Genomic DNA, 24094 nt, shown 5'->3' with positions numbered 1-24094 from the left:
ATATAAGATTTACTTGGAAAATTCAGGGTTTAGTTTTTATTTCAAACCCAAAAACATTTAAAAACTCTGTATTTTATTTTTAGTTTTATGACAGCAAATGTGTTTAAGTTGTAAAGTTCAAATGGCAGAGGAGGTTATTATAATAGGTCAGTGAGAAAAGATAATCATCTGCAGCACATGTTAAAAGCGGTTTTGGTATAAAGAATAATCTGCGAGCATTAAAATATCGCTTTACTTTATTTGAACAGCTTTTAATTCTTTTTATTCCCTCACTGTCAGGTTGGGCTGTAAATTTTTTGACTGAATCGAATTGATACTTTTGATTATCATCCTGATCTTTTCTTTTGTCCATAAAAAGATATAACACCCAATGTTTAAAATTCAAAGACTGATGCTGCTTAGTGCTCATAGCTTATAAACTCATTCGTATCTATATGAATGTCTCAGGCTTCCAAATTGCCTTCAGCTAAGTCATCTTTCTCAACTGATTCTTAAAGTATAGGTTCTGCTTTAAGCAGTTTATTGTTATGCATAATAGTGAGTTTATGCAAATTCGGCTTAAGAAGACTTTAGAAATCCAAGATTTTTGAGTTTTAAGTGTCTCAAATTCAGTTAATTCAAGTTAAAATTTTAACTAAATATCACTATTAAAAAAATGAAAGCAATTTATTTGTGTTTTTATTAACAATAATTATTGCGCTAATTACATATAAGTTACTATAGGTTTCATCGATGAAACCAGTATACATCTAGAATACAGCATTTTAACATAGTGTGGATAAGTCTAAAAAAGCTTTTTTAGTGTTAAAATATTGGCATAAATCTGAGTTAAATCTTAATTTTATGGTAAATAAAACTACAAACAAAACTAAAAAGATTATGAAACCATTTATCAGATCACCCGTGAGATTATCTAGTGTTAGAACTATTAACTCAAAACTTTAAAACTTTAAAAACTAAAAAATATTAGAATTATGAAAAATTTATTTAGAACATTTAATTTATTCATGGCTTGTACAGCTATGATGTTCATGTATTCCTGTCAGGATGAAGCAGCTGTTCCGGAAGAAGCAAGCGGAGTAGAATTTATATTTTCAGGGGATCGGGTAAGCACTGCCAAGACTGGAGCTAAGGGTCTCGAAAAGAACGGTGAATCCTGTGATTTGGCTTTTGCTTCTTATGCTGTAGTTGAAATGGCTGGAAACAGCTATACCATCGATCTAAATACATGGGGAGATGACTTCAAAACGGACCTTATAGAACTTCCTCCGGGTAATTATGAAGTCACCAGCTGTCAACTTTATGACGCAGATGATAACCCGCTTTATGCTACACCTATGGTAGGCAGCGAGTTCGAGCAGTTTGTAAATCAGCCTTTACCTTTCAGTGTAACGGTAGAAAATTACAGAAAAATTGAATACGACATTGAAGTGCTTTGTGTTGAAGAATTCACACCGCCTCAATTTGGTTTTGTATTTTGGAATATTGACTTAAAAGAAACCAAGAATCTATGTATATTCACTAACTTCTGTAAGCCTGATGAAGGACACGAAGTAGCTACTTTAGAAGCATTTGTTTATCCAAATGAAAACGAAACTTCTGAGGCAGACTTAATCTGGAGCAGTTCAGCTGATGGGGATTATGGTAGTGAAGTTGAATCTAACGAACTTCTATGTTTAAAATTACCTTACGATCCTAGCATATCTACGGCGGAGCAGTCTGTTTTCATAAAATTATATGTAAACGATGTCTTGTTTGAAGGTACAATCTCCTTGGATAGAGTTGATATGATCAATGATGAAAAAGGCTACCTTCACCTTAACGAGAATTGTGACGGAGATTTTGATGTATTCAGTAACACTTACAATGTGGCCTGGGAGGATCTCAATGATGACGGAGGTGCTAACGATTGCGATTACAATGACTTTATTGTAAGAACAACGAGTTCTACGGATATCGCTACCGGTAACTTAAACTTTACGTTTGAGCCAGTGGCAAGAGGTGGTGGCTATAGCCATGCTTTTAAAATGTGGTTACCTGGTACAGGTTATGTAATATCAGGTGATGCTACAGATATTCAAGAAGTATCTGGTAACACAATGGTAGAAATTTACCCAAGTACAAACCAGGCATTTAATCCAAATGGAAATTTTGTAAATTCTGTTTGTGGTGGAGTTGTTGGTTCTGGTATTATGAAAACCATTACTATTGAAAGTGCACCTTCAGATTTCGTTTTTTATCTGTTAAATCCATTCGATGCCAATCTTGAAATAAATGGCGGTCCGAATTATAATTTGACGGTAGGAAATCTTTTCCCTACATCAACATTTACAAAAGATGGACAGCAGTATCCTAATGGGTTAATTACCGATCAGGACTGGAAATGGGTGCAAGAAGGTACAGACATTAGAACCGTTTATGGTAATAATTTCCAAACCAACTTCGTTCCTACATCTAATTTACAAGACTTGTATGAGAACTGTCCTTAAGAATTAGTCTATTACGATAGACTAGTCGAGGCTTATAGAAAAGTCTCTTCAAGGGAATATAGAAGGCTGCTTTTTAGCAGCCTTCTTTTTTTGGTGAGGTTTTGCACATCTGCTAAGCTTTTCAAAATATTTTTTGGTTTTACTCATTTTCATAAAAGTTAATAGGGACATTAGTTCAGTTTTTTTATAACTTTAAATAAAAGAGTATGCCCGAACTACCAGAAGTAGAGAATTATAAAATTTATATAGACAGCACCGCTCTCCATCAGCGCATCACAGCGATGGATTGCCGGGACCAAAGATTGCTGAAGCAATCCAAATCTGATTTTGACTCACACCTGATCAATCAAGAATTTAAAGCAACACAACGCATTGGCAAATATTTGTTTGTGGAGACTACAGGTGAAAAAATTCTAGTCATACACTTTGGAATGACAGGCAGGCCAAATTATTATAAGAGTGAAGATGATCGTCCCCAATATGCTCACATTCAGTTAACTTTTGAAAATGGCTTTCATTTTGCCTTTGAGAACAAACGCAAGTTTGGCTGGTGGGACCTCACCAGTTCTGTCGCAGAATTTAAAGCAGAACACAATCTAAGCGATGATGCCAGAAATCTGAAGCTCGACGATTTTAAAGACTCTCTGGAAAACCGGAAGACCGATATCAAAAAGATTCTGATGGATCAAAGCGTGGCAGCTGGTGTAGGCAACTGGATGGCTGATGAAATATTATACCAGGCCAAAATGCATCCTACCAAAAAAGTGGAAGATTTGACTCCTGAAGATATAGAGCGTGTATTCGATTGCATGAAAACCGTGATTGAAGTGGCCATTGAAAACGACGCCCATTACAGCGACTTTCCGGAACATTTCCTGATGCACTTTAGAAAAGAAGGAGCGACCTGTTTTCATACCGGAGCCGACATCAAAAAAATAAAAGTAGGAGGGAGGACCACCTACTTCTCTCCCCAATGGCAGGAGCTCTAGGCTAGAAGATCCCTGGTTTCGAAATAAAAGTTTTGCTTAGATGTTCAGTTCCTCGCCGCTTAAATGTGTTTTCGGTAGTCTTAACTGGTATAGCTCAGATATCGATGCAGGTAGATTATGATAAGACTGGTCCTATAAAAGGGGTTTCATCAGAAGTAATTTTTGTGATAACCTGATTAATCAAGTTTTGCAGGAAGCCTTATCTTGCTGTTTCAATATTAAAACTCAGGTATGGCTTCAGGATTTTTTGCGCTATTGGACGATGTGGCTACATTGATGGATGATGTGGCAGCAATGGGAAAAATCGCTGGAAAGAAAACAGCAGGCTTGCTGGGTGACGATTTGGCTGTGAATGCTGAAAAAGCTTCAGGATTTATTTCTGCTCGGGAATTGCCTGTCATCTGGGAAATTACCAAAGGCTCATTTCTCAATAAGTTGATTATTCTGCCCTTAGCATTTTTATTAAATGCTTTTTTGCCTTCAGCCATAAGTATTATTCTTATCGTTGGCGGATTGTACCTTGCTTACGAGGGCGCCGAAAAGATTTATGAATATTTTGTTCCTCACTCCAATAAGAATGAAACTCCAAAGTTTCAAAAACTTTCGAAACAACAAATCTTAAGTCTGGAAAAAGAAAAGATAAAATCGGCGATTCTTACTGATTTTATTCTCTCTGTTGAAATCGTGATCATAGCTCTGGGGAGTATTGCCGATCAAGACGACTTACTTATTCAAATTCTTACGGTATCTCTTATAGCCCTGATTGCGACTGTAGGTGTTTACGGCCTGGTTGCGCTTATTGTCAGGATGGATGAATTCGGGGCTAAGCTGGTCTCCTTAAATAACAGTTTTTCAGATAAAATCGGTCGCTTTTTAATCAGTGCCTTGCCTGTAGTTATCAAAAGCCTGACGGTCATTGGGACTATTGCTTTATTATTGGTTTCAGGAGGAATTTTCACACATAATATTCATTTCATCCACGATCTTCTGGCAGGTTTGCCTTCACTTCTGGCAGAGTTTTTAGTTGGACTTGTGGTGGGGTTTATCGTTTTACTCGTTATCAACCTGGCCAGTAAACTTTGGAAAAAAGTTTCTGCTCTCTAGGAACCTGGTTTTTCGAAGTCTTGGTTAAACTCTAAAGGCGGAAACTTTAAAAAATTTCCGCCGATAAATAGCTAAAAATAAAAAACGGGCTTAGGATGAAGCCTTTAAGTGGGAAGTGATTACTGCATTCCAACTAATTTCTTTTCAACTCCTTTTTCAGTAGCTTTCCAGGTAAAATTCTGCTCGTATCGCTTGATCGTGTTAGAATCGCCAGGATCGATGACCAGGAGATAAATCCATTCGTTATCCAGCAGGGATTTAAGGTTCGCGTTCTTTTGTAAGATACCGTTAATTCTTTCTAAGGGAGCATGAATATAAACCGATAATCTCAAGGGTTGGTGATAGGCTTTTTGATCGGTTTCGTTGACAGATTGCAGCGGTAATCCTCTTTTTAAGTCACCTCCATTTCCCTGCATAACGCCAAATCGTCCCGTGACGTTATGCGTGATTTTGGAGCCTCCGCCGTAGTTGTCGTTATCCACCGAAGAGAAGTAGTAATGGTTATTGATCCACTGGGTCACTACCATAGGTCCCTGCATGATGCCTTCCAGCGCTTTGCCTTCCGAGTCCATTTCCCAGTCGTAAGAATGCAGGAAGCAATTTCCTTGCAGGTTGATGCTTTTTGACAAAGATCTGGGGCCGACGATAAATCCTGCATTTTTGGCAAGTCCCCATTCGGGTCTGGTTTCAGACCAGTCATTGGTTTTTATATGCGCTGCTTTAATGCTGTCTTCTGATTTTCCCAGACGTTCCGTGGTAGCTGAACCCTGAGCCTGATGCAGATTTGCTTTCAGGTTTGCCAGTTGCGCTTTGTGAGTCTCCGGCAATTCAGAATCGAAAATGAGGATTTCATCTGTTGTGGTGTTATGTTCTGCTCCCATAAAGAATGTAGAATCCGGTATGAGTATGTCGTGTTCTTTGAGAGCTCGTTTTACCTCTGGAAGATTGGCGAGTTTGGCTAGCATTCTGGCATTATGCCTGCCGGGACTGGCGGCACAGGCCCCGCAATCTAAACTGGACCCAAATGGATTGTTGGCAGAGTGGCTGCCGTGGCCTACAAAAAGGACTAAAGGGGAAAAATTTTTCCATCCCATCAGGTCAAAGGCAGATTTCACGATAGCTGTTTTTTCTTCCAGACTGATTTGATCTGAAGAGGAAGTATCGCTTACAGAATGTATGTGTGGACTGAAATAGCGCTCAAAAGATCGTTTTTCTACTTGTCTGGGATTGTAAAGTTTTTCCGGGAGAACGGTTCTTAGAAAAAGTGAAATTCCGTAAAAGAAGCCAGAGCCTTCTACATACCCGAAAGCAGAAGGAAGCATATGCTTCATGCGCTTTAAGAAATAATGCGTAAACTTTTCCTTTTCCTGGCGTTTGTGATATTGAGCGGCTTCTAAGTGTTTTTCTTTTTTTGGTTCTTCCGAAACCTTATAAGACGAAGCTACAATCGGCGGACATGATTTTTTGATGATGCCATCGCTTAGATTTTCATAGTCCATAGCAATTCCAAAAAAACCAGCATATCCGAAGGTTTCATAATTTCCTTTTGATTCGACATGCCTTCTTATCAATTCAGACCGGGTATCGATGCAAAAAACCAGTTGCGCATCTGGAGTTTCGCTGGCACTGACTGATGGACGGGTCGCTTCAGAAATTTTTAAAATCTGATCCAATTCTTTGGATAATTTATTCTGCCAACTTTTTTCCCAGGCCTTCAGCCAGAGGTATTGGAGGTTTCTTTCTTTGCTCTCCCCGTTTTCAATGGCCTTACCCGGACGTATTTCGAAATTCAAATGTTTAGTCATCCACAGCCTTACTGCTAGATAATCTTCCAAACTTATTTTGAATTTCTTTTGCCATTCCGAATTGGTTTCAGCTCTATTCTTGATGTAACCGGTCCAGCCTGGTAAGGCTGATAGGTGATATTCGAAAATCTTAATTTGATCTGCTTCAGAAAAGTCGCTTACTAAATCACTTATCAATTCTACACTCTCATCGGGGAATGCTACAGAAGATTTTAAATTGAGTTCCTGATCATACTTAGCCAGTGTTTTCCACGCCTTATAGAATCCTTTTTCTTTATTGGGCATGCTCCATTCTGCAAGACCTTCATCCATAAAAGCCATCAACCATTTGATGACAAGTCTATCGACCTCATGCGAAGGATTTTTAAACTCAGGAGATGAGGTTTGCATTTGGGCTAGGCTCTCTTCCGGAGAAAGTCCTATTCCATTTTTTTTGAAAAGCGCATCGATTTCAAGCCGGTCTATCTCTTCTTGTTCCCAGGCATTTATAAAGGTAGAAACCTGAGGGAGTAGTTGCCCGCCAACCAGTTGCTCTACTTCCGAAATTGCTTGTTTAAAATGTCTATTCTCATAACCGGTCAGCGGATTGGATGTCACGAAAGCGTAGAGGGGCCATGTTTTGCCAATCACATGGGAAGCTGAATCGATTTTTTGAAGAATGTGGTCTCGTTTCATAGACTTATTTTTTGTAGTAATGAATGGTTTTTTTATAAGGTTGTGACAGATTCAAGAGTTTGACATAGAGCCAGGGCGATTTGCGATGCACCCCCAGTTTCATGATAAAAAACCCGATCAAAAAGATAACTCCAAAGACAATTTGAAGTGTATCCAGGCTATGCGGAACCTGAATCATAGGCATTTCAGACATCAAAATTGTGATCCCGTTGAAAAGAAGAGCGTAAACACTTATTCCAACAATGAATAGGACAGCAGAAGCCACAAGTTTTTCTATGTAACTAAAACTTTTCTCTTTTACGATGTTATAAGTGGCTTGGCCTACGGTTATCGCTACAATTAAGGTAAGAAAGATACTGCTGTCGGTGGTATTGGTTTTGCCAGTGAGGTACGAAAATAAAAACGCTCCCAAAACCCCAAAGAGTAATACTGCAACAGCTTGTAAAAAGGTGATTTTTATGCGTGGAGATTCCTGTGGTGAACTTTGCATGACCTGTTCTCCCGAAGATAAGAAGAGGTAGGCTTTATAAAACCCGTGCAGGATCAGGTGAGCAATCGCCGCATTAAAAAAACCTAGTCCGCATTGCATAATCATAAATCCCATCTGGGCAATGGTGGAGCAAGCCAGCTTGTGCTTTACATTAACTTGTATCAATTTTTGAAATTGAGCAAGTATTGCAGTAATACCTCCTATGATAAATAAAATCCAAAGGGTATTGGACAGGATAAGCAAGGGCGCAAATAAGGTAAGCAATAGTCCTGAACCATTCACAAAACCTGCATGCATAAGGGCAGATGCCGGAGTAGGTGAAGTCATTGCCGAGAGCAGCCACCTGTGAAAAGGAAAAATAGCAGATTGAATGGTAGCTGCAATAATGATCAGTACGGTAGAGATGATTAAGATAGAATTACTAAATTCGTCAGTGATCATTAAGCCTTGTAATGTAAATTGATCGCTATCATAGCAGAGCAAGAGAATCCCGATGGTTAATACCAAAGCGCCAGATATAAAATATCTCAAAGAAAAAGTTTCCGCTTGTCTTGCTTCTCCCCAGGTTTTATTGACACCAATCAATTTTGCCATAAAATAGCCCATGGCAAACCATGAAATAAGCAAAGGCAGAATGTGATTTGATGCCACGAATAACATAACTGAAAGCGTAAAGCAAATGCTAAAAAGCGAGAAGCGTTTTTGGTACTGGAAACCGGTGAGGTAATTTTTGGAATAACTGCTTACAATCGAACTAAAGAAAAGTACAGTTGTCCAAATCAACAGTGTAAATCCATTTATTCTAAAAATGTCTAAATATTCCCAGTTGGGTGCAAATACCTGATAAAAAATTAAAGCTAAAATGCTTGCCGTTAGTAAAAACCAATGAAGTTTAGAAGAGATTCTGGAAACTAGAGGAATACCATTAGGTTGCTCTTCAGTTTGGTTTTCAAGGGTGGATAGAGTATAACTTTCCATAGTAAGTTTTTAAATTTGTTTGCATAAAGCCTGGCTTAGCTTTATGCTTAATCTATCGAATTCAAGGTTATAATGCCGTTTATGCTTATTTTTTTGCCCTCCTTTCTAATTTCGGAGATATAGCGATCAACAGCCTCTTTCTCTTTTTCTAATGCTTGAATTCTAGTGATAAACGGTTTAGAGTCATTGTTGTGATTTTGTTCCCAGTGCTGTAGGTTTTCAATTTTGTGATAGTTTATTTTCTGATCGATTAAGGCATTTAAAATATCCGAAGCCTGAGTGGGAGTAAACTCGCCGTCTACTAATTTTACCTTTTTGTTTTTGGTTGTCAATGTTTGATTTGCCTCCATAGTGAAAAATGATTTTGATTTGTGATGCAAATATTATAAATTAGATTCATAAATTTTTATTTATATAATTAATGCAATTCATTAAAATAAATTATGAATTATACTTTGCACCAGTTGCTCATATTTTCGGAAATAGCAAATTCTAAGAGCATTACAAGAACAGCTGAAAAGCTTCACTTAACTCAGCCAGCAGTATCTATACAGCTTAAAAACTTCCAGGACCAATTCTCGATTCCTTTAACTGAAATTGTTGGGAGGCAACTTTTCGTTACGGATTTTGGCAATGAAATTGCTGAAGCGGCCAAAAAAATCCTTGAAGAAGTAGAAGCCATTAATTATAAAACCAATGCTTTTAAGGGAAAATTATCGGGTAGAATCAAAATTTCTGTTGCTTCAACAGGGAAATATGTCATGCCTTTTTTCTTATCAGAATTCATGAATAAACATGCAGGTGTCGATCTCATCATGGATGTGACCAATAAAACTAAAGTGGTCAGAAGCATGGAAAAAAATGAAGTTGATTTTGCACTGATTTCTGTACTGCCCAAAAAGCTTAAAGTGAGTAGCCTTGAGCTGATGCAAAATCAGCTTTTTCTCGTAGCTGGACGACACTTATCTCAAGAACAACTTGCAAATAAAGAACAACTTTTGACTCAGCTACCCCTTATTTTTAGAGAAGAAGGGTCTGCCACGCGAAAAGCCATGGAAAATTATATTTCGAAGCATAATTTCCAGGTGAGAAAGAAAATGGAACTAACCTCCAACGAAGCTGTAAAACAAGCGGTAATGGCTGGCTTGGGAATTTCTATAATGCCGCTAATAGGAATTAAAAATGAACTCAAAGAAAAAGATCTCCAAATTGTACCTGTCCATAACCTACCCCTTTCAAGCACCTGGCAGGTGGTATGGTTGAAGTCGAAAAAACTGACACCTGTAGCCAAGGCGTTTTTAGACCACCTGGAACTTGAAAAGGAAAAAATTGCACAGGAGCATTTCTCCTGGATCGAGACCTATAATTAATCGTTTTAGGGTTTTAAGTATTAATTGATTAATTTTAGTACAAATCTGAACCTCTCTTCTCATGAATAGTTCATTTAAAGATGTAAAAGCCGTATTTTTAAACTGCACTTTAAAAAAGTCGCCCAGAAAAAGCCATACCCGCTCATTGATGAATATCTCTATAGACCTCATGAAAAAAGAAGGGGTAGAGGTGGAAATCATAAGACCTGTAGATTATCATTTGCCTGTTGGAGTTCAACCCGACATGGTAGAAGAAGGAGAGAAGCGTGATGATTGGCCGTCGCTTTATGAGAAGATTATAAGTGCAGATATTTTAGTACTGGGAACACCCATTTGGTTGGGTGAACGCTCTTCTGTGGCCTCCAAAGTGATCGAGCGCTTATATGCCATGTCCGGCTATCATAACGATAAAGGGCAGTATGTGTATTATGGGAAAGTTGGTGGCTGCCTTATCACGGGTAATGAAGATGGCGTGAAGCATTGTTCCATGGGGATATTGTTTGCTCTACAACACTTAGGCTATAGCATTCCTCCTCAGGCTGATGCGGGCTGGATAGGCGAAGTAGGACCTGGTCCAAGTTATGGGGATACAGAGTGGGGTGGCGAAAAACTGGATGAACCTGCAGGTGTAAATACTGAATTTACCAATAGAAACACCACCTTTATGACCTATAATTTGTTGCATCTCGCCAATATGCTTAAATCCAATGGAGGTTATCCAGCTTATGGAAACTCTCGTAAAGACTGGGATGCAGGCAAACGATGGAATTTTGAAAACCCAGAATATCGCTAAGCATCAACAGTGAGTTTCATATAAAGTTCCGTAAAATCTTTACAAATGAGCGGGGGTTTTTTACCTTTCGGATAGGGAAATTTACCAGGCCTTTTTATAAAAGCCGTTTGCATTCCTAGCTGTTGAGCTCCGGCAATATCCCAGGCATGTGCTGCAACAAGCATGGACTCTTCAGGGCTTGTTTTTTCCTTCTTTAAAACATGATGATAAGCATCTGGATGGGGTTTGAATTTCCTTACAGATTCGACACTATAAAAGCCATCAAATAGGGATTCCAATCCGGAATAATTCATCTGTTGTTCTAAAGTTTCCCGGCCGCCATTAGTTAGAGCAACAAGCCTAAAACCTTTAGATTTCAATTTTTCCAAAGCTTCTTTAACTTCAGGGTGAGGTTTTAATTCTTTGATGAGGTGTAATGTGAGTTTTAGATCTTCCTCTGAAATAGATTTTGAATGCTTCTGTGAGGTCATCGTTAAAGCAGCCGCTCCTATTTCACCAAAATCTGAATACTTATCTGTCAAAGTTTCAACCATTGCCATTTGGATCAATATTGAAAACCAGTCTTCGTAGGCATTTGGGTTCCCTAGTAATTTAGTAATGCCTTCTTTCATAGGTGAAAGATCCAGCAGGGTTTCATTCACATCGAAAATAAGCAGCTGTGGTGTCATAATTTTTGAATTACATGGCTCTGTGCGCTTCTGTTCTCTCTTTGTAAGCTTCGTAATTTTCTTTGACGGACTTATCGATCTTTAAGGGGTGGTTGAAATTCGTATCGATATCCTTTATACGCTGTTCACCACCCAAAATCACATTTATTTCTTTATTCAATAATCCATCAACAGATTTTTTGGCAACCAGCTCAGGACTATCCATCTGGTCTACCTTGGCACTGCTCATCATATCAGTATCGGTTGCGGTAGGATAAACCGTCATGACATGAATATTTTCAAAAATAAGTTCCCTTCGCATAGCTTCAGAAAAATGTCTCACGCCAGCTTTGGTGGCGGCATAAACCGAATAGAAAGGTTTGGCGATATAGCCCAAGCCTGAAGAGATGTTCATAAGTCCGGCTTCGTCGCTTTTTAAGAGTAAAGGCAGAGCCTTTTTGGTCAGTAAAATAAGCCCCGTAAGGTTAATGTTGATTTGATCGACGATGTCTTCATCAGTCATCTCCTGAAGAGAATCTGCGCTTACAACTCCCGCATTATTGATAAGCAAGTCGATATGGCTCCAGTTATTGCTGACCTCCTTTACAAAGTTTTCAATAGCATTCAATTTTGAAACATCACCAGGCACAAGTATAAAATTCACTTCTTCAAACTCTTCTGTGAGTGCATTCAGCTTGTCTTGAGACCGACCAATTACAGCAAAATCCTTAACCCCTTGCGTTATTAATTCTTTGATTAAAGCTTTTCCTATACCAGCACTTCCGCCAGTAATCATCACCTTTTTATGTTTAAGATCCATAGTTTTTATCAAATTTATTTTAAATTAAAGATAATGCTCTAAACATCAATGCTTTTAGCTTTATTTTATCGCTTTAGGCTATTCATATTCTCAGAATCAAAAAAAATCCTGATTAAATGAATAATCAGGATTTTAAGTATATGTTGGATTTTCCTCTGAAACTAGTCCTCACCGAGCATGGCGAAAAATTTATCTAAGTTGGGCATAATGACAATTTGAGTTCTACGGTTTTTGGCCATATTGGCTTTTGAATCGTTAGGAACAACAGGGTCATAACTAGATCTTCCCGCTACAATCATTTGCTCAGACGGCACATTGAATTTCTCTTCCAATCTTCGTACAACGGCTGCACTTCTTCTTGCACTTAAGTCCCAGTTGTCAACAATATAGCTGTCTTCTTTAACAGTTCTGCTATCGGTATGACCTTCGACCAAAACTTCTAAGGAGGGTTCTGATTTTACAACCTCTGCAATTCTAGAAAGGATGTCATCTGCATCGTTTCCTATTCTATAACTGCTATCCCCAAACAGGAGATTGTCATCTATATTGATCTTGACCATAGTTTCTTCAATAGATACATTGAGATCTTCTCCAGATTCTCCAATCTTTTTTGAAATGTTATGAGAAATAGCTATGTTCAAAGAATCTCTTAGCGAAGTTGCTCCTGCAAGCTTAGAAGCCGGAACATCTTTTAAAGTTCTCCGCATCGCTTCTTTATTTTTTTCTGACAGAACAATGCTTTCGTTGGGAACACTTACCATCATCCCTTCTTTTTCAGTTTGTAAAGAAGCAATTTTTGAATTGTAACGCTCGACACGCATTTCAATTTGATTCATTTGGTCTTCAAGTTCTTCCTTTTCAACTCGGGTTTGCATCAACTCTGATTTGGTTTGATCCAAATTAGTTTGCAATTCTGTGTATTTCTTTTTAGAAACACAGCCAGACATAATGACTGCCGTACTCAGGGCTAATACTATTTTGTTGGTCTTCATGTTTATTTATTTTAGTTGTTGTAAATAACGGAAGTTTGCTAGAAGATGTTGTCATAGCGGGTACATTTTTTTGTTAAAAAAATGGTTTAATCAACTGCTCGTAAAATTTGCGCTGATTATCAGGGCAATACCTTAAAAAAACACATTGAGAATCACCAAGTTTTAAAATACACTACTGACGATGTATTTATTTTGAGCTATAAATGAACCTGAAATCTACTTTTTGCCAATGTCCCGGAGTCTTATGCTTTCTCTTCTTTAAAAAAATCACAAAAGGTCTTCTGTTAGGTTATACTGCTTTCTTCAGGCTTTCTTTAATTTCCTTGGGCATTTGTTCTATGATGTGGCTTAACTGGTTTTCAGACATAAAATCCTTAAGAGAGTTCAGGACAATAGCAACAAGCTCTTCAGTGGGTTTTGACCATGAAAAATCTTCTTCACCGTACATGTCCTGATGTTTTTTCACCTGGTCTTTCATCTCTTCAAGAGTATCATAACTTAAGGATGGCTTTTCAGAAAAGGTCAAGCCTTCAACATAAATCCCTTTGAAAATCATGGGAAGGGGTTCTGTTATTTGAAGCGATTCTCCGATATGAATACGGTCTCTTATGGTGTGCATGACCGCACGCCACAACCTCAAGGTGCGATCTTTTTCTTCCGGGTGACCCAAATCTAAAGCTAATTTTTTAATATACAGGTTGGCATCTTTGGCAAATTTATCGAAGCTTAAGTTTGAATTTTTCATTGTTTATTTTTTTAAGTTAGTAAGCATTAATGCCTATAGTATTTTCTTAGTTACATTTATAATTTACAGATATTAAAAAAGCATGGAAAGGCTTTTTTATAATTTTAACCTTTTTGGTTCAACAAGTTGGTTTGATTTTTTTTGACTGCTCTTGGATTTATCCTCCGCAGGATTTAATACACCTGCTTGGTGTAAACAGGAGAGGCGCAAACAGGAACATCATATGCTTTTTTTGGATCAGTTATCCGGGTAATACCTCTTAAGTCGATTAGGAGAAACACCGATTTTAAATAAGATAACCAGTAAAACATCAGCTGTTAGTTGTAAAAAAATCCCGTTTTTCTGGAATCTCCTGTTGGAGGTCATCACGGCAGACTTTAGTTTTTTGAATTTACCTTGTCTTCGAAGTCGCTTTTGAATTTCGACATCTTCCATAAAGTCCATGGTTTTAAAACCATTTATGGTTCTAAAAGTTTCAGATTTGACAAAGATTCCATGATCGCCGTAAGTGAAAAATTCTAGGCTGAACTGGCTACACCACGTATAGAGTTTGAAAATAGGATGTTTGTCTTTCACTATCAATCTAAAGCTTCCACCTATGACTTTTTTAAGCCCTATGAATTCCATAATAGAATTATAAGCATCAGGTGGTAAAAAGGTATCGGCATGCAAAAAAAGAAAAACATCTCCATGAGCGTGATCGGCTCCATGATTCATTTGGTTAGCTCTGCCTTTTTTGGATCGCAAGACGTTTACAGTGTCGAAGCCTTTGGCTATGGCTAGAGTCTGGTCCTGACTACCGCCATCCACAACGATAACTTCAAAATGGCCTGGAAGGCTTAAGCTGTGTTCAAGCACCTTAGCAATATACTTTTCTTCATTTAAGGCCGGTATAATAATACTAATGAGCATAAGGTAAAATGTCTAAAGGGATGAAGTCGGCTTGTAACGAATTCGCCTGAAAAACGCGGACGGCCGGTTCAAAATAAAAACTCTCTATACTGAATCAATTTATAACTGAAAATAATAAGAAATGCCAAAGCTCCCATAAATTCTATAAACGTAGAGGTCAAAAAACCAATAAAAGAGCCGAAAGCTGCTCTTAGAGCCTGCTGACTTCCTTTTTTGGAATAATAGAGTTCTGCGATATAGGCTCCTAAAAAAGGAAAAACCAAAACGCTGAGCGGAATAGGGGTAAAGATGCCGACGACCAGACCAATTCCTGCTCCGTACATGCCATATTTACTACCACCATATTTTTTGACTCCAAACACAGGAATGATGTAATCCAGGATAAAAATAACAAAAGTGATCGCAAATGTGATCCACAGCATGCTTGAGCTCACTTCCACTTCAGGAACGGCATAAAGAAGCAGAATGCCGATCCAGGAGATAGGTAAACCGGGTAGAACAGGCAGAAAACTTCCGATAATACCTACAATACAGCAGATGAACCCTAAACTGATTAAAAGTATACTCATGTTTTTATTTGTCTAAATCGAACCTAAACTTAAAGAATTCACTTAAGTAAATCATACTTTTGAAAAAATAATTTCAATGAGTTCACTTTACATCCATATCCCTTTTTGTAAGCAGGCTTGCCATTACTGTGATTTTCACTTCTCGACCTCTTTAAAACACAAAGACAAATTGGTAAACGCGATTGGTAAGGAACTTGAAATGAGAAAAGACGAGCTTCCCGGAGTTGTTGAGAATATTTATTTTGGAGGAGGAACGCCGAGCCTACTCACCAAAGCAGATCTGACTTCTATATTTAAAACAATTTATGCGCATTATGAGGTTGTTGAGCAACCCGAAATCACTCTCGAAGCCAATCCGGATGATTTGGATTTTGGTTATCTGAAAATGTTGTCGGAAACCAAAGTCAACAGGTTGAGCATCGGTGTACAGTCGTTTTTTGAAGCGGATCTCAAAATGATGAACAGAGCGCATAATGCCGAAGAAGCTGAATCTTCTATTTTGCTGGCCAGGCAGTTTTTTGATAACATCTCGATTGATTTGATTTATGGTATTCCTCAGATGAGTGCAGAGCGCTGGGAAGCCAATCTGGCGAAAGCTCTGGAACTCGATATTCCTCATATTTCCAGTTACGCTTTAACAGTAGAACCCAACACGGCTTTAAAACATTTTATAGACAAAGAGATCATTCCGCCAGTGGATGATGACGTGGCTAAACTGCATTTCGATATTTTAGTAGAGACCATGCATACCCAAGGCTATGAGAACTACGAGTTTTCCAATTTCGGTAAGTCAGGCTACTTTTCTCAAAACAACACGGCCTACTGGACGGGTAAATTTTATCTGGGCATCGGGCCTTCAGCCCACAGTTTTGTGAACAGCAGGCGTAGCTGGAACATCAATAATAACCCTAAATACATCCAGGCCCTGGAAGCTGGTCAACTTCCTGCTGAGTTCGAAGACCTGTCCACGACAGATCGGTATAATGAATATATTATGACTCGTCTTAGAACCAAATGGGGTGTGGATTTGAAAGTGGTTGAAACCGAATTTGGATTGACTTACGCGGCTTATTTGATGGATCATATCCAGGAGTTTCAACACCAGGGTTTATTGAAACTTGAAGGCGATATTCTCAAAGTAACCGATGAAGGTAAATTTTTGTCCGATGGGATTGCTTCAGAATTATTTATGCTAAATTTAAAATCGCCCCGAGGTTCCTGATTAGGGCAGTCATTAACAAGACTGACCGCTTGTTTTTGCTCTCCGCCATGAGAAAAAATATAGGCTTATCCACTTTCTGTTGAATTTTAAAGATATGTGTTGAAGCCCTGTAGTTCACTCTGCATTTTTTTATTTTCTTTTTGGATGAGAAGACCAAAAACCACTCGAACCGATTTAATATATCAAAAATGAATATCGAAGAACTACGAGACTACTGCCTTGGCAAACCTGAAGCAACCGAAGACTTTCCCTTTGATAACGACACCCTGGTGTTTAAAGTGAAAGGCAAAGTATTTGCGCTTACTTCTTTGAAAAAATGGGAAGCGGGAGACCACAGCTTAAACCTAAAATGCGACCCCGAAAAAGCTATTGAATACAGAGAAAAATATCCGGATGAGGTCTTTCCGGGTTATCATATGAACAAGAAACATTGGAATACAGTGGTCGTCGATGGATCTCAACTTTCCAAAAAAGTAATTCAGAATCTCATCAACCACAGCTATGCGCTGGTGGTGAGCAAGCTTCCTAAATCTCAGCGTGAAGGTTTGCTGAGATGAAGCTATGTGATAAACTTCTTCATTTTTTAGTGACGAATAGCCCAATAACTCTATTTTTGCAATTCAATTTTTACACTTATGTCAACTCCAGGGTCTGTTTATTCTGAATTTATTTCCCGATATACCACTGATTTAAAAGCGGTAAAAACTCAGCTATTCTGGTCGAGTATGCTTCGCCTGGCCGTTTTTTTGGCAATAGCCTTTGCGGTGTACTTTTTCTGGTCATCCACAAGAATCGTCATCGGTTCCATCATCCTTGGAATAATCACCTTTCTCATTTTAGTCACCAGACACTCTAAAATTCAATACCAAAAGGCAAAGCTGAAAGCCCTGCTCCAGCTGAACGACACCGAACTCAAGGTTCTTAAACGCGAATTTTCGGATCTGCCAACTGGCGATCAGTACAAAAATCCAGAGCATGAATTTAGTCAGGATATTGATATTTTTGGTAATCATTCGTTCTTTCAATACCTGAATAGAACTGCTTTAACCGAAGGTGAAGAAAATTTAGCAGCTAAGCTTACGTCCAATTCTATCGATGATATCGCATCTAAACAACAAGCGATTCGGGAATTGGCTGAACAAGTAGAACTAAGGCAAAACTTCACCGCAGATGCTATGCTGGTCGATACCGAAACCAAAGCTAGCAGCATCGTCACCTGGATCAATACCTATAAAACATTTGTTCCCAAATGGATGTCCTGGTTTCCTGTGGTATTTTCAGTGATTTCATTACTTGTGATTGTAGCCTATTTTTTCAATGTGATTTCTGGAGCTCAATTGTTGCTCTGGTTTTTGATTGGCTTAGGAATCACAGGAGTTTTCCTGAAGCGCATCAATGAATTATCCAGTCATGTGAGCCAGGCACAAAGCACCTTTCAGCAATATTTTAAATTATTAAAACTGATTGAGGATGCTGAATTTGATTCGAATTTACTAACGTCTTTTCAATCCAAGATTCATTCAGATGCTGCGAAAGCCAGTCAGATTCTCCAAAAGCTATCTAAGCATATTGACGCTCTGGATCAGCGGAATAATATTTTTCTGGGGCCTGTTTTGAACGGCTTTATGTTAAGAGATTTGACGCAATCCTTAAAAATCGAAAAATGGATCTCAGCGCATGCTGATCAAGTCGAAAGTTGGTTTAAAGTGATTGCTGAGGTCGATGCTTACAATAGCTTAGCCAATTTCCATTTCAATCATCCCAATTATGTCTTTCCAGAAATAAAAGCAAACGGAAGCTTTACCAAGACGAAAGGGGCTGTTCACCCTTTAATCGATCCTAAGCATGCCGTAAGAAATGATTTTGAAATCAGAGACAATCAGTTTTTCATCATCACTGGCGCCAATATGGCGGGGAAAAGTACTTTTTTGAGAACGGTGTCCATTCAGATTGTGATGTCCAATGTTGGACTTCCAGTTTGTGCCGCTTCCTGTGACTATGTTCCGACCAAACTTATCACCAGTATGCGTACGGTAGATTCTCTGGCGGATGAAGCCTCCTATTTCTTTGCAGAACTGACCCGACTCAAATACATTGTCGACGCAATTCAAACGGATAAATACTTTATCGTCCTGGATGAAATCCTAAAAGGAACCAATTCTACCGATAAAGCCATCGGTTCAAGAAAATTTGTGGAGCGATTGGTGAAAGCCAATGCCATTGGAATCATCGCCACTCACGATTTGAGTTTATGTGAAGTCGCCTACGAACTGCCTCAGGTTAAAAACTATTACTTCGATGCTGAAATTATCGATGATGAACTCCACTTTGACTATACGCTAAAGCAAGGTGTATGTCAAAATATGAACGCCTCGTTTCTGTTGAAGAAAATGGATATCGTGGAGTAATTTATTTCTTCACGCGTTTTTCATTCTTTTTCACAAATGCATCCCAGCCGGTATAGGAAGTTTCAATATCTGGTTTTCCACTGTTGTAGAAATGGCATACTGCCGCCGCCAGTCCATCGGTAGAGTCCAGATTTTTGGGCAGTTCTTTTATTTTGAGCATTTGCTGCAGCATCTTGGCCACCTGCTCTTTGCTGGCATTGCCATTGCCTGTAATGGCCATTTTGATCTTTTTCGGAAGATATTCTGTGATTGGGATTTGTCTGGATAAGCCGGCCGCCATGGCCACCCCCTGAGCTCTGCCCAACTTCAGCATGGACTGGACATTTTTTCCAAAAAAAGGCGCTTCAATGGCGATTTCGTCGGGATGATAAGTGTCGATAAGCTCGATGGTCCGCTCAAAAATGAGCTTGAGTTTGGTGTAATGGTCATCATACTTTTTAAGTATGAGTTCGTTCAGCTGAACAAACTTCATTGTTTTGTTTTCGATTTCAATGACTCCAAATCCCATGATCGTGGTGCCGGGGTCTATACCTAAAATGATTCGTTCTGCTGCCAATCTCTTATTTATTTGTTATTTTGTGCACATGAAGTTGCCTCACAAAACTAATCAATTCTGGAGTTTAGCCATCAAGCTTTTGATGGTAAGTCTGAGTTTTGTAGTGATTTATAATGCCGTTCAGGCCATAAGCCCCATGCACTGGCAATTGATTTATGATTTTTCACATTTTGCAGATTTGTTATGGATTGGCTTTTTTTTCTCTTTGCTGAATTGGTCCCTGGAAGCTCTGAAGTGGAAACTATTACTTGGGAATACAAAATCGATGACACTTTCAAGTGCGTTTTCAGAGACTTTAAGAGCTCATGCAGTGAGCATTATTACACCCAATAAAATTGGAGAATTTGGTGCCAAAGCGAGTTTTTATTCAAAATCTGAAAGGCCTGAAGTTCTGAAACTAACGCTGACTGGTCAGGTCTTTCAACTCCTGGCGACTTGCCTTTTTGGGGTGGCGGGCTTGGCTGTTATTTATTCTCAACTGTCTTTTCAGACCAGGCTTTCTATCGGTATAGCAATGGGAATATTATTAATTTTCGGACTGACGTTGTGTTTGATCAACTTTCAAAACAAATGGCTTGTGAGCTTACAGGCTTACTTTGCTTCGTTAGCAAAACTATCTGACACAGTTCATGTTAACGTGTTGATGCTCTCTGTCCTGAGATATGTGTGTTTCAGTCATCAGTTTTATGTGTTGTTGTGGTTATTTCAGCCAGAATTGATTTATACGGAGGTCATGCCGGTCATTTTTTCAATTTATTTTATCAGTTCCTTTGTACCTACGGTTTTGATTCTGGATGCCTCTTTAAAAGCTGGTTTAGGTTTAGTCCTGCTGGGCAGTTACCTTTCTTCTGAATTTATCATCGCGGTGAGTTTGCTGATGTGGATATTCAATTTTGGAATCCCTGCTTTTCTTGGAAACCTTTTACTGTTGAAGCCCCGATGGCTAAGCAGTTACTATAAACGAATGTTATGACATGGATTCTCGGTTTTTATGTGCTTCTTGTGTTGTATCTGGTTTACATCCTTTGGATGACTCTGGGTTTTATCAGGTTTTTAAAGCCAGAGCCTCCGGAAAAAAGACCGCCCAATGCCAAATTCAGCATCACCATTCCCATGCGGGATGAAGCTAAAAACCTCCCCGATTTGTTCAACTCCATTTCAGACCTGTCTTATCCCACCTCCTTATTCGAAATTATTTTTGTGGATGACGACTCCCGGGACGACTCCTGGAAACTGGTCAGAGCCTTTCAGGCGGACCATCGCGAGATTAAAATCTATCTGGTATCCAGCCAGTCCGACCGCAACAATGAGGCAGGTTCGGAAGAAAAACTAAGCCCTAAAAAAAACACCATTCATAAAGCCATTTCCCTGTCGTCTTATCCCTATATCCTGACTACAGATGCAGATGTTTCGCTCCCAGAGCACTGGCTGGAAAGTTATAATACTTCCCTGCACAATTCGGTTGCAGACCTTGTAGCGGGTGGTGTTGTGATAGAGAAAAGCACTTCTTTTTTATCCAGGTACCAGCATTATGATATGCTGAGCCTGCAGGCTTTTGGCCTGGGGAGTTTTAAAGGAAGACAACCTGTGATTTGCAATGGCGCTAATTTGTGTTACAAAAAGCAGGCTTACCTGGATGCTGAGGTCAATCTCGGAACAGCGCATATTGCGAGTGGAGATGATGTGTTTACCCTGCAGGGTTTCAGAAAAAAAGGCCTTGAAATAAATTACATATCAGATCCTGAAAGTGTGGTGTGGACCAAGCCTCTGGAGTCTTTCGGGGAGTTGTGGCAGCAGCGCAGACGCTGGGCGCGGAAAATAAGTTCGGTCGACAGCGGGTACATAAAGGCGGTCGGGATTCTGGTCACGCTGATGCAGCTCACTTTGGTACTGAGTCTAATCCTGGGCTTCTGGAATCCGGAGTTTTTCGTGTTCCTGGTTACCGGGTTCGTGCTGAAATTTATGGTGGATGGATTTAGTTTATCCAGTATGGCGAAAGTTCAGGAGCTTTACTTTTGCTGGACGGATTTTCTAAAAGTCAGTTTGGTTTATCCTTTCTTTACTCTGTTTTTTTCCCTGACGAGTTTGTTTGGAAAATTCGAGTGGAAGGGCCGCCGATATTCAAAATAGTTTATTTCAAAATGATAGGAAGCTCGGTGCGAAGGGGGACTGGGACGCTTCTTTTTTGAGCGGGATAAACTTCGGGGAGTTGAGAAATAGCTTCTTTTAGCCAGTTACCGAGGTCGGGATTTCGGGAAGAAATTTCATCAGAAATGCTTATGGTTTCTAGTCTGGCTTCGCCTTTTTCGGTAATGAATAATTCTAAAATGACAGTGTCCTGAGCGGATGTGGAAGTGATGATTTGCTGCTGTTTTAAGCGATTGCTCACTGCTTTTTTAATCTGCGTTTCGAAACAGGCTTTGCTTTCTTCCTTGGAAGTGACCACCCCGCAATTTTGAAAAGTAGGATAAAAATCTACTTCTTCCCAATTGATGGATTTCAGTTCCTCTTGCATAATTTCCTCTGCAGATTGTTTTTTTAAATTGAAATCCTGACACGAACACAGTATTAAAGTCAAAAAAAAGAGAGTCCATAACTTCATAAAGTAAAGGTAATCAAAAGCTTTCTAAGTTGAAGTTTTGTTTTTGGATTCTATCCATAAAGACATATACTTAGTGCTTTGTGTGCTATGATGCATCAAAATCTGGCCTATAAAATTCTGTTGTCTGTGGGAGTCTAAATCCTTTTCAAGTTTTTTAAGACGTTTGAAGAAATTGGCTGCAAAGACCCGCCGCTGGAATCGCTGATTGATAATTTTAAAGCCATTTTTTTGACCTATTTTCCAGCGTTTGGGCATCCTGTAGAGCAATACAGCCTGTCTGGCAATTTCTTCCGGGGTGTTCGCAATTTCGCCGCACCAGGGCAAATCTCCACAAATGCCTTCGGCGCCTACAGTGGTTGTGATGGAGGGCGTTCCCGCCTGCATGGCATCTATAAACTTCCCTTTTAGTCCGGCGCCAAATCTGAGTGGCCCCAGTAAAACCCGAGCCTGCTTGATGGCTTCTATGGCGTTTGCTGCTCTGCCCTTTATTAAAAAGCCCTGTTTTGCATTGTGAAGCTGCTCAACTTTCTGTGAGGTATAAGCCCCGTAGACATGAAGTTCTGCTTCCGGTAATTCCTTTTTGATGAGTGGCCAGATCTCTTCTTTTAAAAACAGGGTTTTATCCCAGTTGGGCGCATGCAAAAAATTGCCGATACTGATAAAATGCCGGCGTTCCCCGAAGCCCGGAAGATTCTCAATTTCTTTATCTTTCAGGGGTTTTAATAAAAAGGGAAGGTAGAGAAGAAGGCTTTTATTGATTTTAAACTCCTGAACCAGCAGACTCATCTCAGATTTTGAGATGATCAGACTCAGGTCACTTCGCAGAATGGAAGCTATTTCTCTTTTGGCGATGTCGGTGTATAAATACTTCTTTTTAAATGCTTTTTGGTCTTTGTAGGCCTGTTGTCTGGCTTTTCTCAAAAAATGAAGATCTTCGGTGTCTAGAATCCGTAAAGCTTCCGGACAATGCTCGCTAACTCTCCAGCCAAACTGCTCTTCCATCATAAACCGGTCAAAAAGCACATGAGTAGGTTGTAGTGTTTTGAGGTAGTCATCAAAGTCTGAATTATTGACCTGTATTTGCTTTTGTGTAATCCCGAGTAGCTCCAGGTCTTCTGCATTTTCGGAAAATTTGGCCGGAGAGGCATATATGATTTCAAATTTTCGTTTGAGAAAAAGATCTATAATCTGCATCATCCGGCTTCCAGCAGCAGAAGAAGAAGGCTCCGGCCAGACAAATCCAATAATCAATAATTTAGCCTGATTCATAGCTGCAAATTTTAATTCGTTGCGAAAATCGATAATCTGTGTCTATTTTTTTAATGATACTTTGATTATTTTTTCAATACATTTGATTCAAATTAATGTACATGAGCATGGAGAGTCCAGCCCGAACTATGGGTGGATAAGTACGGCGATTATTTTTTCTATTTCACACTATCAAAAGTAAATGATAGAGAAGTTGCAAAGGATATTGTATCCGAAACCTTTTTAGCAGGACTTAAATCCATGACTAACTTTGAAGGTAGGTCTACAGAAAAGACCTGGTTATCTTCTATTTTGAATAGAAAAATCATCGATTATTACCGGAAAAAAACTCCAATAAAGGAAAGGCAGAAGTCAAGATGAATTATGTCGGTGAAGGTCAGGAGGGTTTCAGGCTGGAAGAACAGGTCGCAAACGCCAGATCTTCCTCGGCAGATTTTTCAATAGAAAACAAAGAGTTGGGAGAAGCTATTTTAGCCTGTCTGGAACAGATTCACCCCAAACATTCTGAAATTTTCAAAATGAAAACACTTCAGGGTTATGACAACGAAGTGATTTGTAATGAAATGCGAATTACATCGTCTAATTTGTGGGTGATTATCCATAGAGCAAGAAAGGCTTTAGCCAGCTGTTTGGATAGTTCCTGGTTTAAAACATAACAA

The 24094-nt window shown here is 39.1% G+C and carries 22 protein-coding genes and 1 pseudogene; 11 read left to right on the top strand and 12 right to left on the bottom strand.

What is annotated here, in order from left to right; all coding sequences use genetic code 11:
• Window positions 1-974 precede the first annotated feature (974 nt).
• The 3 genes from BLP81_RS05520 to BLP81_RS05510 all read left to right on the top strand — a co-directional run bounded on the left by BLP81_RS05520 (window position 975) and on the right by BLP81_RS05510 (window position 4582).
• Window positions 975-2489, top strand: coding sequence for a DUF4842 domain-containing protein (locus BLP81_RS05520; RefSeq protein WP_093366745.1), 1515 nt, complete (start codon window positions 975-977; stop codon window positions 2487-2489).
• Between the two features lie 206 nt (window positions 2490-2695).
• Window positions 2696-3478: an Fpg/Nei family DNA glycosylase gene (locus BLP81_RS05515; protein ID WP_093366741.1), complete on the top strand. Its 783-nt coding sequence runs from the start codon at window positions 2696-2698 to the stop codon at window positions 3476-3478.
• Between the two features lie 231 nt (window positions 3479-3709).
• Window positions 3710-4582, top strand: coding sequence for a DUF808 domain-containing protein (locus tag BLP81_RS05510; protein WP_093366738.1), 873 nt, complete (start codon window positions 3710-3712; stop codon window positions 4580-4582).
• A 119-nt stretch (window positions 4583-4701) separates the two neighbouring features.
• Here the strand turns inward: BLP81_RS05510 and BLP81_RS05505 are convergent, their stop codons facing one another.
• The 3 genes from BLP81_RS05505 to BLP81_RS05495 are packed head-to-tail and all read right to left on the bottom strand — an operon-like array spanning window position 4702 to window position 8880.
• Window positions 4702-7062: a DUF2309 domain-containing protein gene (locus tag BLP81_RS05505; protein ID WP_093366735.1), complete on the bottom strand. Its 2361-nt coding sequence runs from the start codon at window positions 7060-7062 to the stop codon at window positions 4702-4704.
• Window positions 7063-7066: 4 nt separating this feature from the next.
• Entirely contained in the window at window positions 7067-8530 is a 1464-nt protein-coding gene (locus BLP81_RS05500) for a proton-conducting transporter transmembrane domain-containing protein (RefSeq protein ID WP_093366732.1), read from the bottom strand.
• Between the two features lie 47 nt (window positions 8531-8577).
• Entirely contained in the window at window positions 8578-8880 is a 303-nt protein-coding gene (locus BLP81_RS05495; RefSeq protein ID WP_093366729.1) for a hypothetical protein, read from the bottom strand.
• Window positions 8881-8973: 93 nt separating this feature from the next.
• Between BLP81_RS05495 and BLP81_RS05490 the strand changes: the two genes are divergently transcribed.
• Complete coding sequence (locus BLP81_RS05490) at window positions 8974-9900, top strand: LysR family transcriptional regulator (RefSeq protein WP_093366726.1); 927 nt, start codon at window positions 8974-8976, stop codon at window positions 9898-9900.
• 61 nt (window positions 9901-9961) lie between these two features.
• Window positions 9962-10693 (top strand): flavodoxin family protein, encoded by a 732-nt coding sequence (locus BLP81_RS05485; protein ID WP_093366723.1) that lies wholly within the window; start codon window positions 9962-9964, stop codon window positions 10691-10693.
• Here the strand turns inward: BLP81_RS05485 and BLP81_RS05480 are convergent.
• The 6 genes from BLP81_RS05480 to BLP81_RS05455 form a co-directional block, all read right to left on the bottom strand.
• Window positions 10690-11361, bottom strand: a complete 672-nt coding sequence (locus tag BLP81_RS05480; RefSeq protein WP_093366720.1) for a haloacid dehalogenase type II — start codon at window positions 11359-11361, stop codon at window positions 10690-10692. The genes BLP81_RS05485 and BLP81_RS05480 overlap by 4 nt on opposite strands.
• Window positions 11362-11371: 10 nt before the next feature.
• Window positions 11372-12160: an SDR family NAD(P)-dependent oxidoreductase gene (locus BLP81_RS05475; protein WP_093366717.1), complete on the bottom strand. Its 789-nt coding sequence runs from the start codon at window positions 12158-12160 to the stop codon at window positions 11372-11374.
• A gap of 161 nt (window positions 12161-12321) precedes the next feature.
• Window positions 12322-13152 carry an OmpA/MotB family protein gene (locus tag BLP81_RS05470; protein ID WP_093366714.1) on the bottom strand — a complete coding sequence of 277 codons (831 nt, stop codon included), beginning with the start codon at window positions 13150-13152 and terminating at the stop codon, window positions 12322-12324.
• 289 nt (window positions 13153-13441) lie between these two features.
• A complete protein-coding gene (locus BLP81_RS05465; RefSeq protein ID WP_093366711.1) occupies window positions 13442-13897 on the bottom strand; it encodes a DUF2267 domain-containing protein in 456 nt (151 codons plus the stop codon).
• Between the two features lie 237 nt (window positions 13898-14134).
• The gene (locus BLP81_RS05460; RefSeq protein ID WP_093366708.1) at window positions 14135-14809 is read right to left on the bottom strand and encodes a TIGR04283 family arsenosugar biosynthesis glycosyltransferase; all 675 of its coding nucleotides are present in this window, start codon (window positions 14807-14809) and stop codon (window positions 14135-14137) included.
• A gap of 68 nt (window positions 14810-14877) precedes the next feature.
• On the bottom strand, window positions 14878-15378 hold the full coding sequence (locus BLP81_RS05455) for a DUF456 domain-containing protein (protein ID WP_093366705.1): 501 nt from the start codon (window positions 15376-15378) through the stop codon (window positions 14878-14880).
• Window positions 15379-15454: 76 nt separating this feature from the next.
• Here BLP81_RS05455 and hemW point away from each other — a divergent pair, with 76 nt between their 5' ends.
• The 3 genes from hemW to BLP81_RS05440 all read left to right on the top strand — a co-directional run bounded on the left by hemW (window position 15455) and on the right by BLP81_RS05440 (window position 19008).
• Entirely contained in the window at window positions 15455-16600 is a 1146-nt protein-coding gene (hemW, locus tag BLP81_RS05450; protein ID WP_093366702.1) for a radical SAM family heme chaperone HemW, read from the top strand.
• 188 nt (window positions 16601-16788) lie between these two features.
• On the top strand, window positions 16789-17157 hold the full coding sequence (locus BLP81_RS05445) for an MmcQ/YjbR family DNA-binding protein (protein WP_093366700.1): 369 nt from the start codon (window positions 16789-16791) through the stop codon (window positions 17155-17157).
• Window positions 17158-17235: 78 nt separating this feature from the next.
• The gene (locus BLP81_RS05440) at window positions 17236-19008 is read left to right on the top strand and encodes a MutS-related protein (protein WP_093366697.1); all 1773 of its coding nucleotides are present in this window, start codon (window positions 17236-17238) and stop codon (window positions 19006-19008) included.
• A gap of 1 nt (window position 19009) precedes the next feature.
• Here the strand turns inward: BLP81_RS05440 and ruvC are convergent, their stop codons facing one another.
• On the bottom strand, window positions 19010-19564 hold the full coding sequence (gene ruvC / locus BLP81_RS05435; protein WP_093366694.1) for a crossover junction endodeoxyribonuclease RuvC: 555 nt from the start codon (window positions 19562-19564) through the stop codon (window positions 19010-19012).
• 28 nt (window positions 19565-19592) lie between these two features.
• On the opposite strand from ruvC, the gene BLP81_RS05430 reads away from it, so the two are divergent.
• Together BLP81_RS05430 and BLP81_RS05425 are read left to right on the top strand one after the other, a co-directional pair.
• A complete protein-coding gene (locus tag BLP81_RS05430) occupies window positions 19593-20537 on the top strand; it encodes a hypothetical protein (RefSeq protein ID WP_245686417.1) in 945 nt (314 codons plus the stop codon).
• Entirely contained in the window at window positions 20534-21694 is a 1161-nt protein-coding gene (locus tag BLP81_RS05425) for a glycosyltransferase (protein WP_093366691.1), read from the top strand. The genes BLP81_RS05430 and BLP81_RS05425 overlap by 4 nt, the downstream gene beginning before the upstream one ends.
• A gap of 1 nt (window position 21695) precedes the next feature.
• On the opposite strand, the gene BLP81_RS13620 is transcribed toward BLP81_RS05425, so the two are convergent.
• Both BLP81_RS13620 and BLP81_RS05415 read right to left on the bottom strand, forming a co-directional pair.
• Window positions 21696-22079, bottom strand: coding sequence for a hypothetical protein (locus BLP81_RS13620; protein ID WP_245686416.1), 384 nt, complete (start codon window positions 22077-22079; stop codon window positions 21696-21698).
• A gap of 111 nt (window positions 22080-22190) precedes the next feature.
• A complete protein-coding gene (locus tag BLP81_RS05415; RefSeq protein ID WP_093366686.1) occupies window positions 22191-23435 on the bottom strand; it encodes a glycosyltransferase in 1245 nt (414 codons plus the stop codon).
• A gap of 132 nt (window positions 23436-23567) precedes the next feature.
• Between BLP81_RS05415 and BLP81_RS05410 the strand changes: the two are divergent.
• Window positions 23568-24091 (top strand): annotated as a pseudogene (locus BLP81_RS05410) (sigma-70 family RNA polymerase sigma factor).
• The last annotated feature ends 3 nt before the right edge of the window (window positions 24092-24094 follow it).

Origin of the sequence: Psychroflexus sediminis (assembly GCF_900099815.1) — a bacterium.
GTDB lineage: Bacteria > Bacteroidota > Bacteroidia > Flavobacteriales > Flavobacteriaceae > Psychroflexus > Psychroflexus sediminis.
Note: the sequence above shows the minus strand (reverse complement) of the source record. Positions and strands in the feature narration are given on the sequence as shown.

Excerpts from the sequence above, each read along its gene's own strand:
- BLP81_RS05465 (WP_093366711.1), bottom strand. The coding sequence starts at position 13,897 with ATGAAAAATTCAAACTTAAGCTTCGATAAATTTGCCAAAGATGCCAAC.
- BLP81_RS05505 (WP_093366735.1), bottom strand. The coding sequence starts at position 7,062 with ATGAAACGAGACCACATTCTTCAAAAAATCGATTCAGCTTCCCATGTG.
- BLP81_RS05485 (WP_093366723.1), top strand. The coding sequence starts at position 9,962 with ATGAATAGTTCATTTAAAGATGTAAAAGCCGTATTTTTAAACTGCACT.
- BLP81_RS05495 (WP_093366729.1), bottom strand. The coding sequence starts at position 8,880 with ATGGAGGCAAATCAAACATTGACAACCAAAAACAAAAAGGTAAAATTA.
- BLP81_RS05445 (WP_093366700.1), top strand. The coding sequence starts at position 16,789 with ATGAATATCGAAGAACTACGAGACTACTGCCTTGGCAAACCTGAAGCA.
- BLP81_RS05490 (WP_093366726.1), top strand. The coding sequence starts at position 8,974 with ATGAATTATACTTTGCACCAGTTGCTCATATTTTCGGAAATAGCAAAT.
- BLP81_RS05470 (WP_093366714.1), bottom strand. The coding sequence starts at position 13,152 with ATGAAGACCAACAAAATAGTATTAGCCCTGAGTACGGCAGTCATTATG.
- BLP81_RS05475 (WP_093366717.1), bottom strand. The coding sequence starts at position 12,160 with ATGGATCTTAAACATAAAAAGGTGATGATTACTGGCGGAAGTGCTGGT.
- BLP81_RS05500 (WP_093366732.1), bottom strand. The coding sequence starts at position 8,530 with ATGGAAAGTTATACTCTATCCACCCTTGAAAACCAAACTGAAGAGCAA.
- BLP81_RS05460 (WP_093366708.1), bottom strand. The coding sequence starts at position 14,809 with ATGCTCATTAGTATTATTATACCGGCCTTAAATGAAGAAAAGTATATT.
- BLP81_RS05515 (WP_093366741.1), top strand. The coding sequence starts at position 2,696 with ATGCCCGAACTACCAGAAGTAGAGAATTATAAAATTTATATAGACAGC.
- BLP81_RS05430 (WP_245686417.1), top strand. The coding sequence starts at position 19,593 with ATGAAGTTGCCTCACAAAACTAATCAATTCTGGAGTTTAGCCATCAAG.
- BLP81_RS05480 (WP_093366720.1), bottom strand. The coding sequence starts at position 11,361 with ATGACACCACAGCTGCTTATTTTCGATGTGAATGAAACCCTGCTGGAT.
- BLP81_RS05440 (WP_093366697.1), top strand. The coding sequence starts at position 17,236 with ATGTCAACTCCAGGGTCTGTTTATTCTGAATTTATTTCCCGATATACC.
- BLP81_RS05415 (WP_093366686.1), bottom strand. The coding sequence starts at position 23,435 with ATGAATCAGGCTAAATTATTGATTATTGGATTTGTCTGGCCGGAGCCT.
- BLP81_RS05455 (WP_093366705.1), bottom strand. The coding sequence starts at position 15,378 with ATGAGTATACTTTTAATCAGTTTAGGGTTCATCTGCTGTATTGTAGGT.
- BLP81_RS05510 (WP_093366738.1), top strand. The coding sequence starts at position 3,710 with ATGGCTTCAGGATTTTTTGCGCTATTGGACGATGTGGCTACATTGATG.
- BLP81_RS05520 (WP_093366745.1), top strand. The coding sequence starts at position 975 with ATGAAAAATTTATTTAGAACATTTAATTTATTCATGGCTTGTACAGCT.
- hemW (WP_093366702.1), top strand. The coding sequence starts at position 15,455 with ATGAGTTCACTTTACATCCATATCCCTTTTTGTAAGCAGGCTTGCCAT.
- BLP81_RS13620 (WP_245686416.1), bottom strand. The coding sequence starts at position 22,079 with ATGCAAGAGGAACTGAAATCCATCAATTGGGAAGAAGTAGATTTTTAT.
- BLP81_RS05425 (WP_093366691.1), top strand. The coding sequence starts at position 20,534 with ATGACATGGATTCTCGGTTTTTATGTGCTTCTTGTGTTGTATCTGGTT.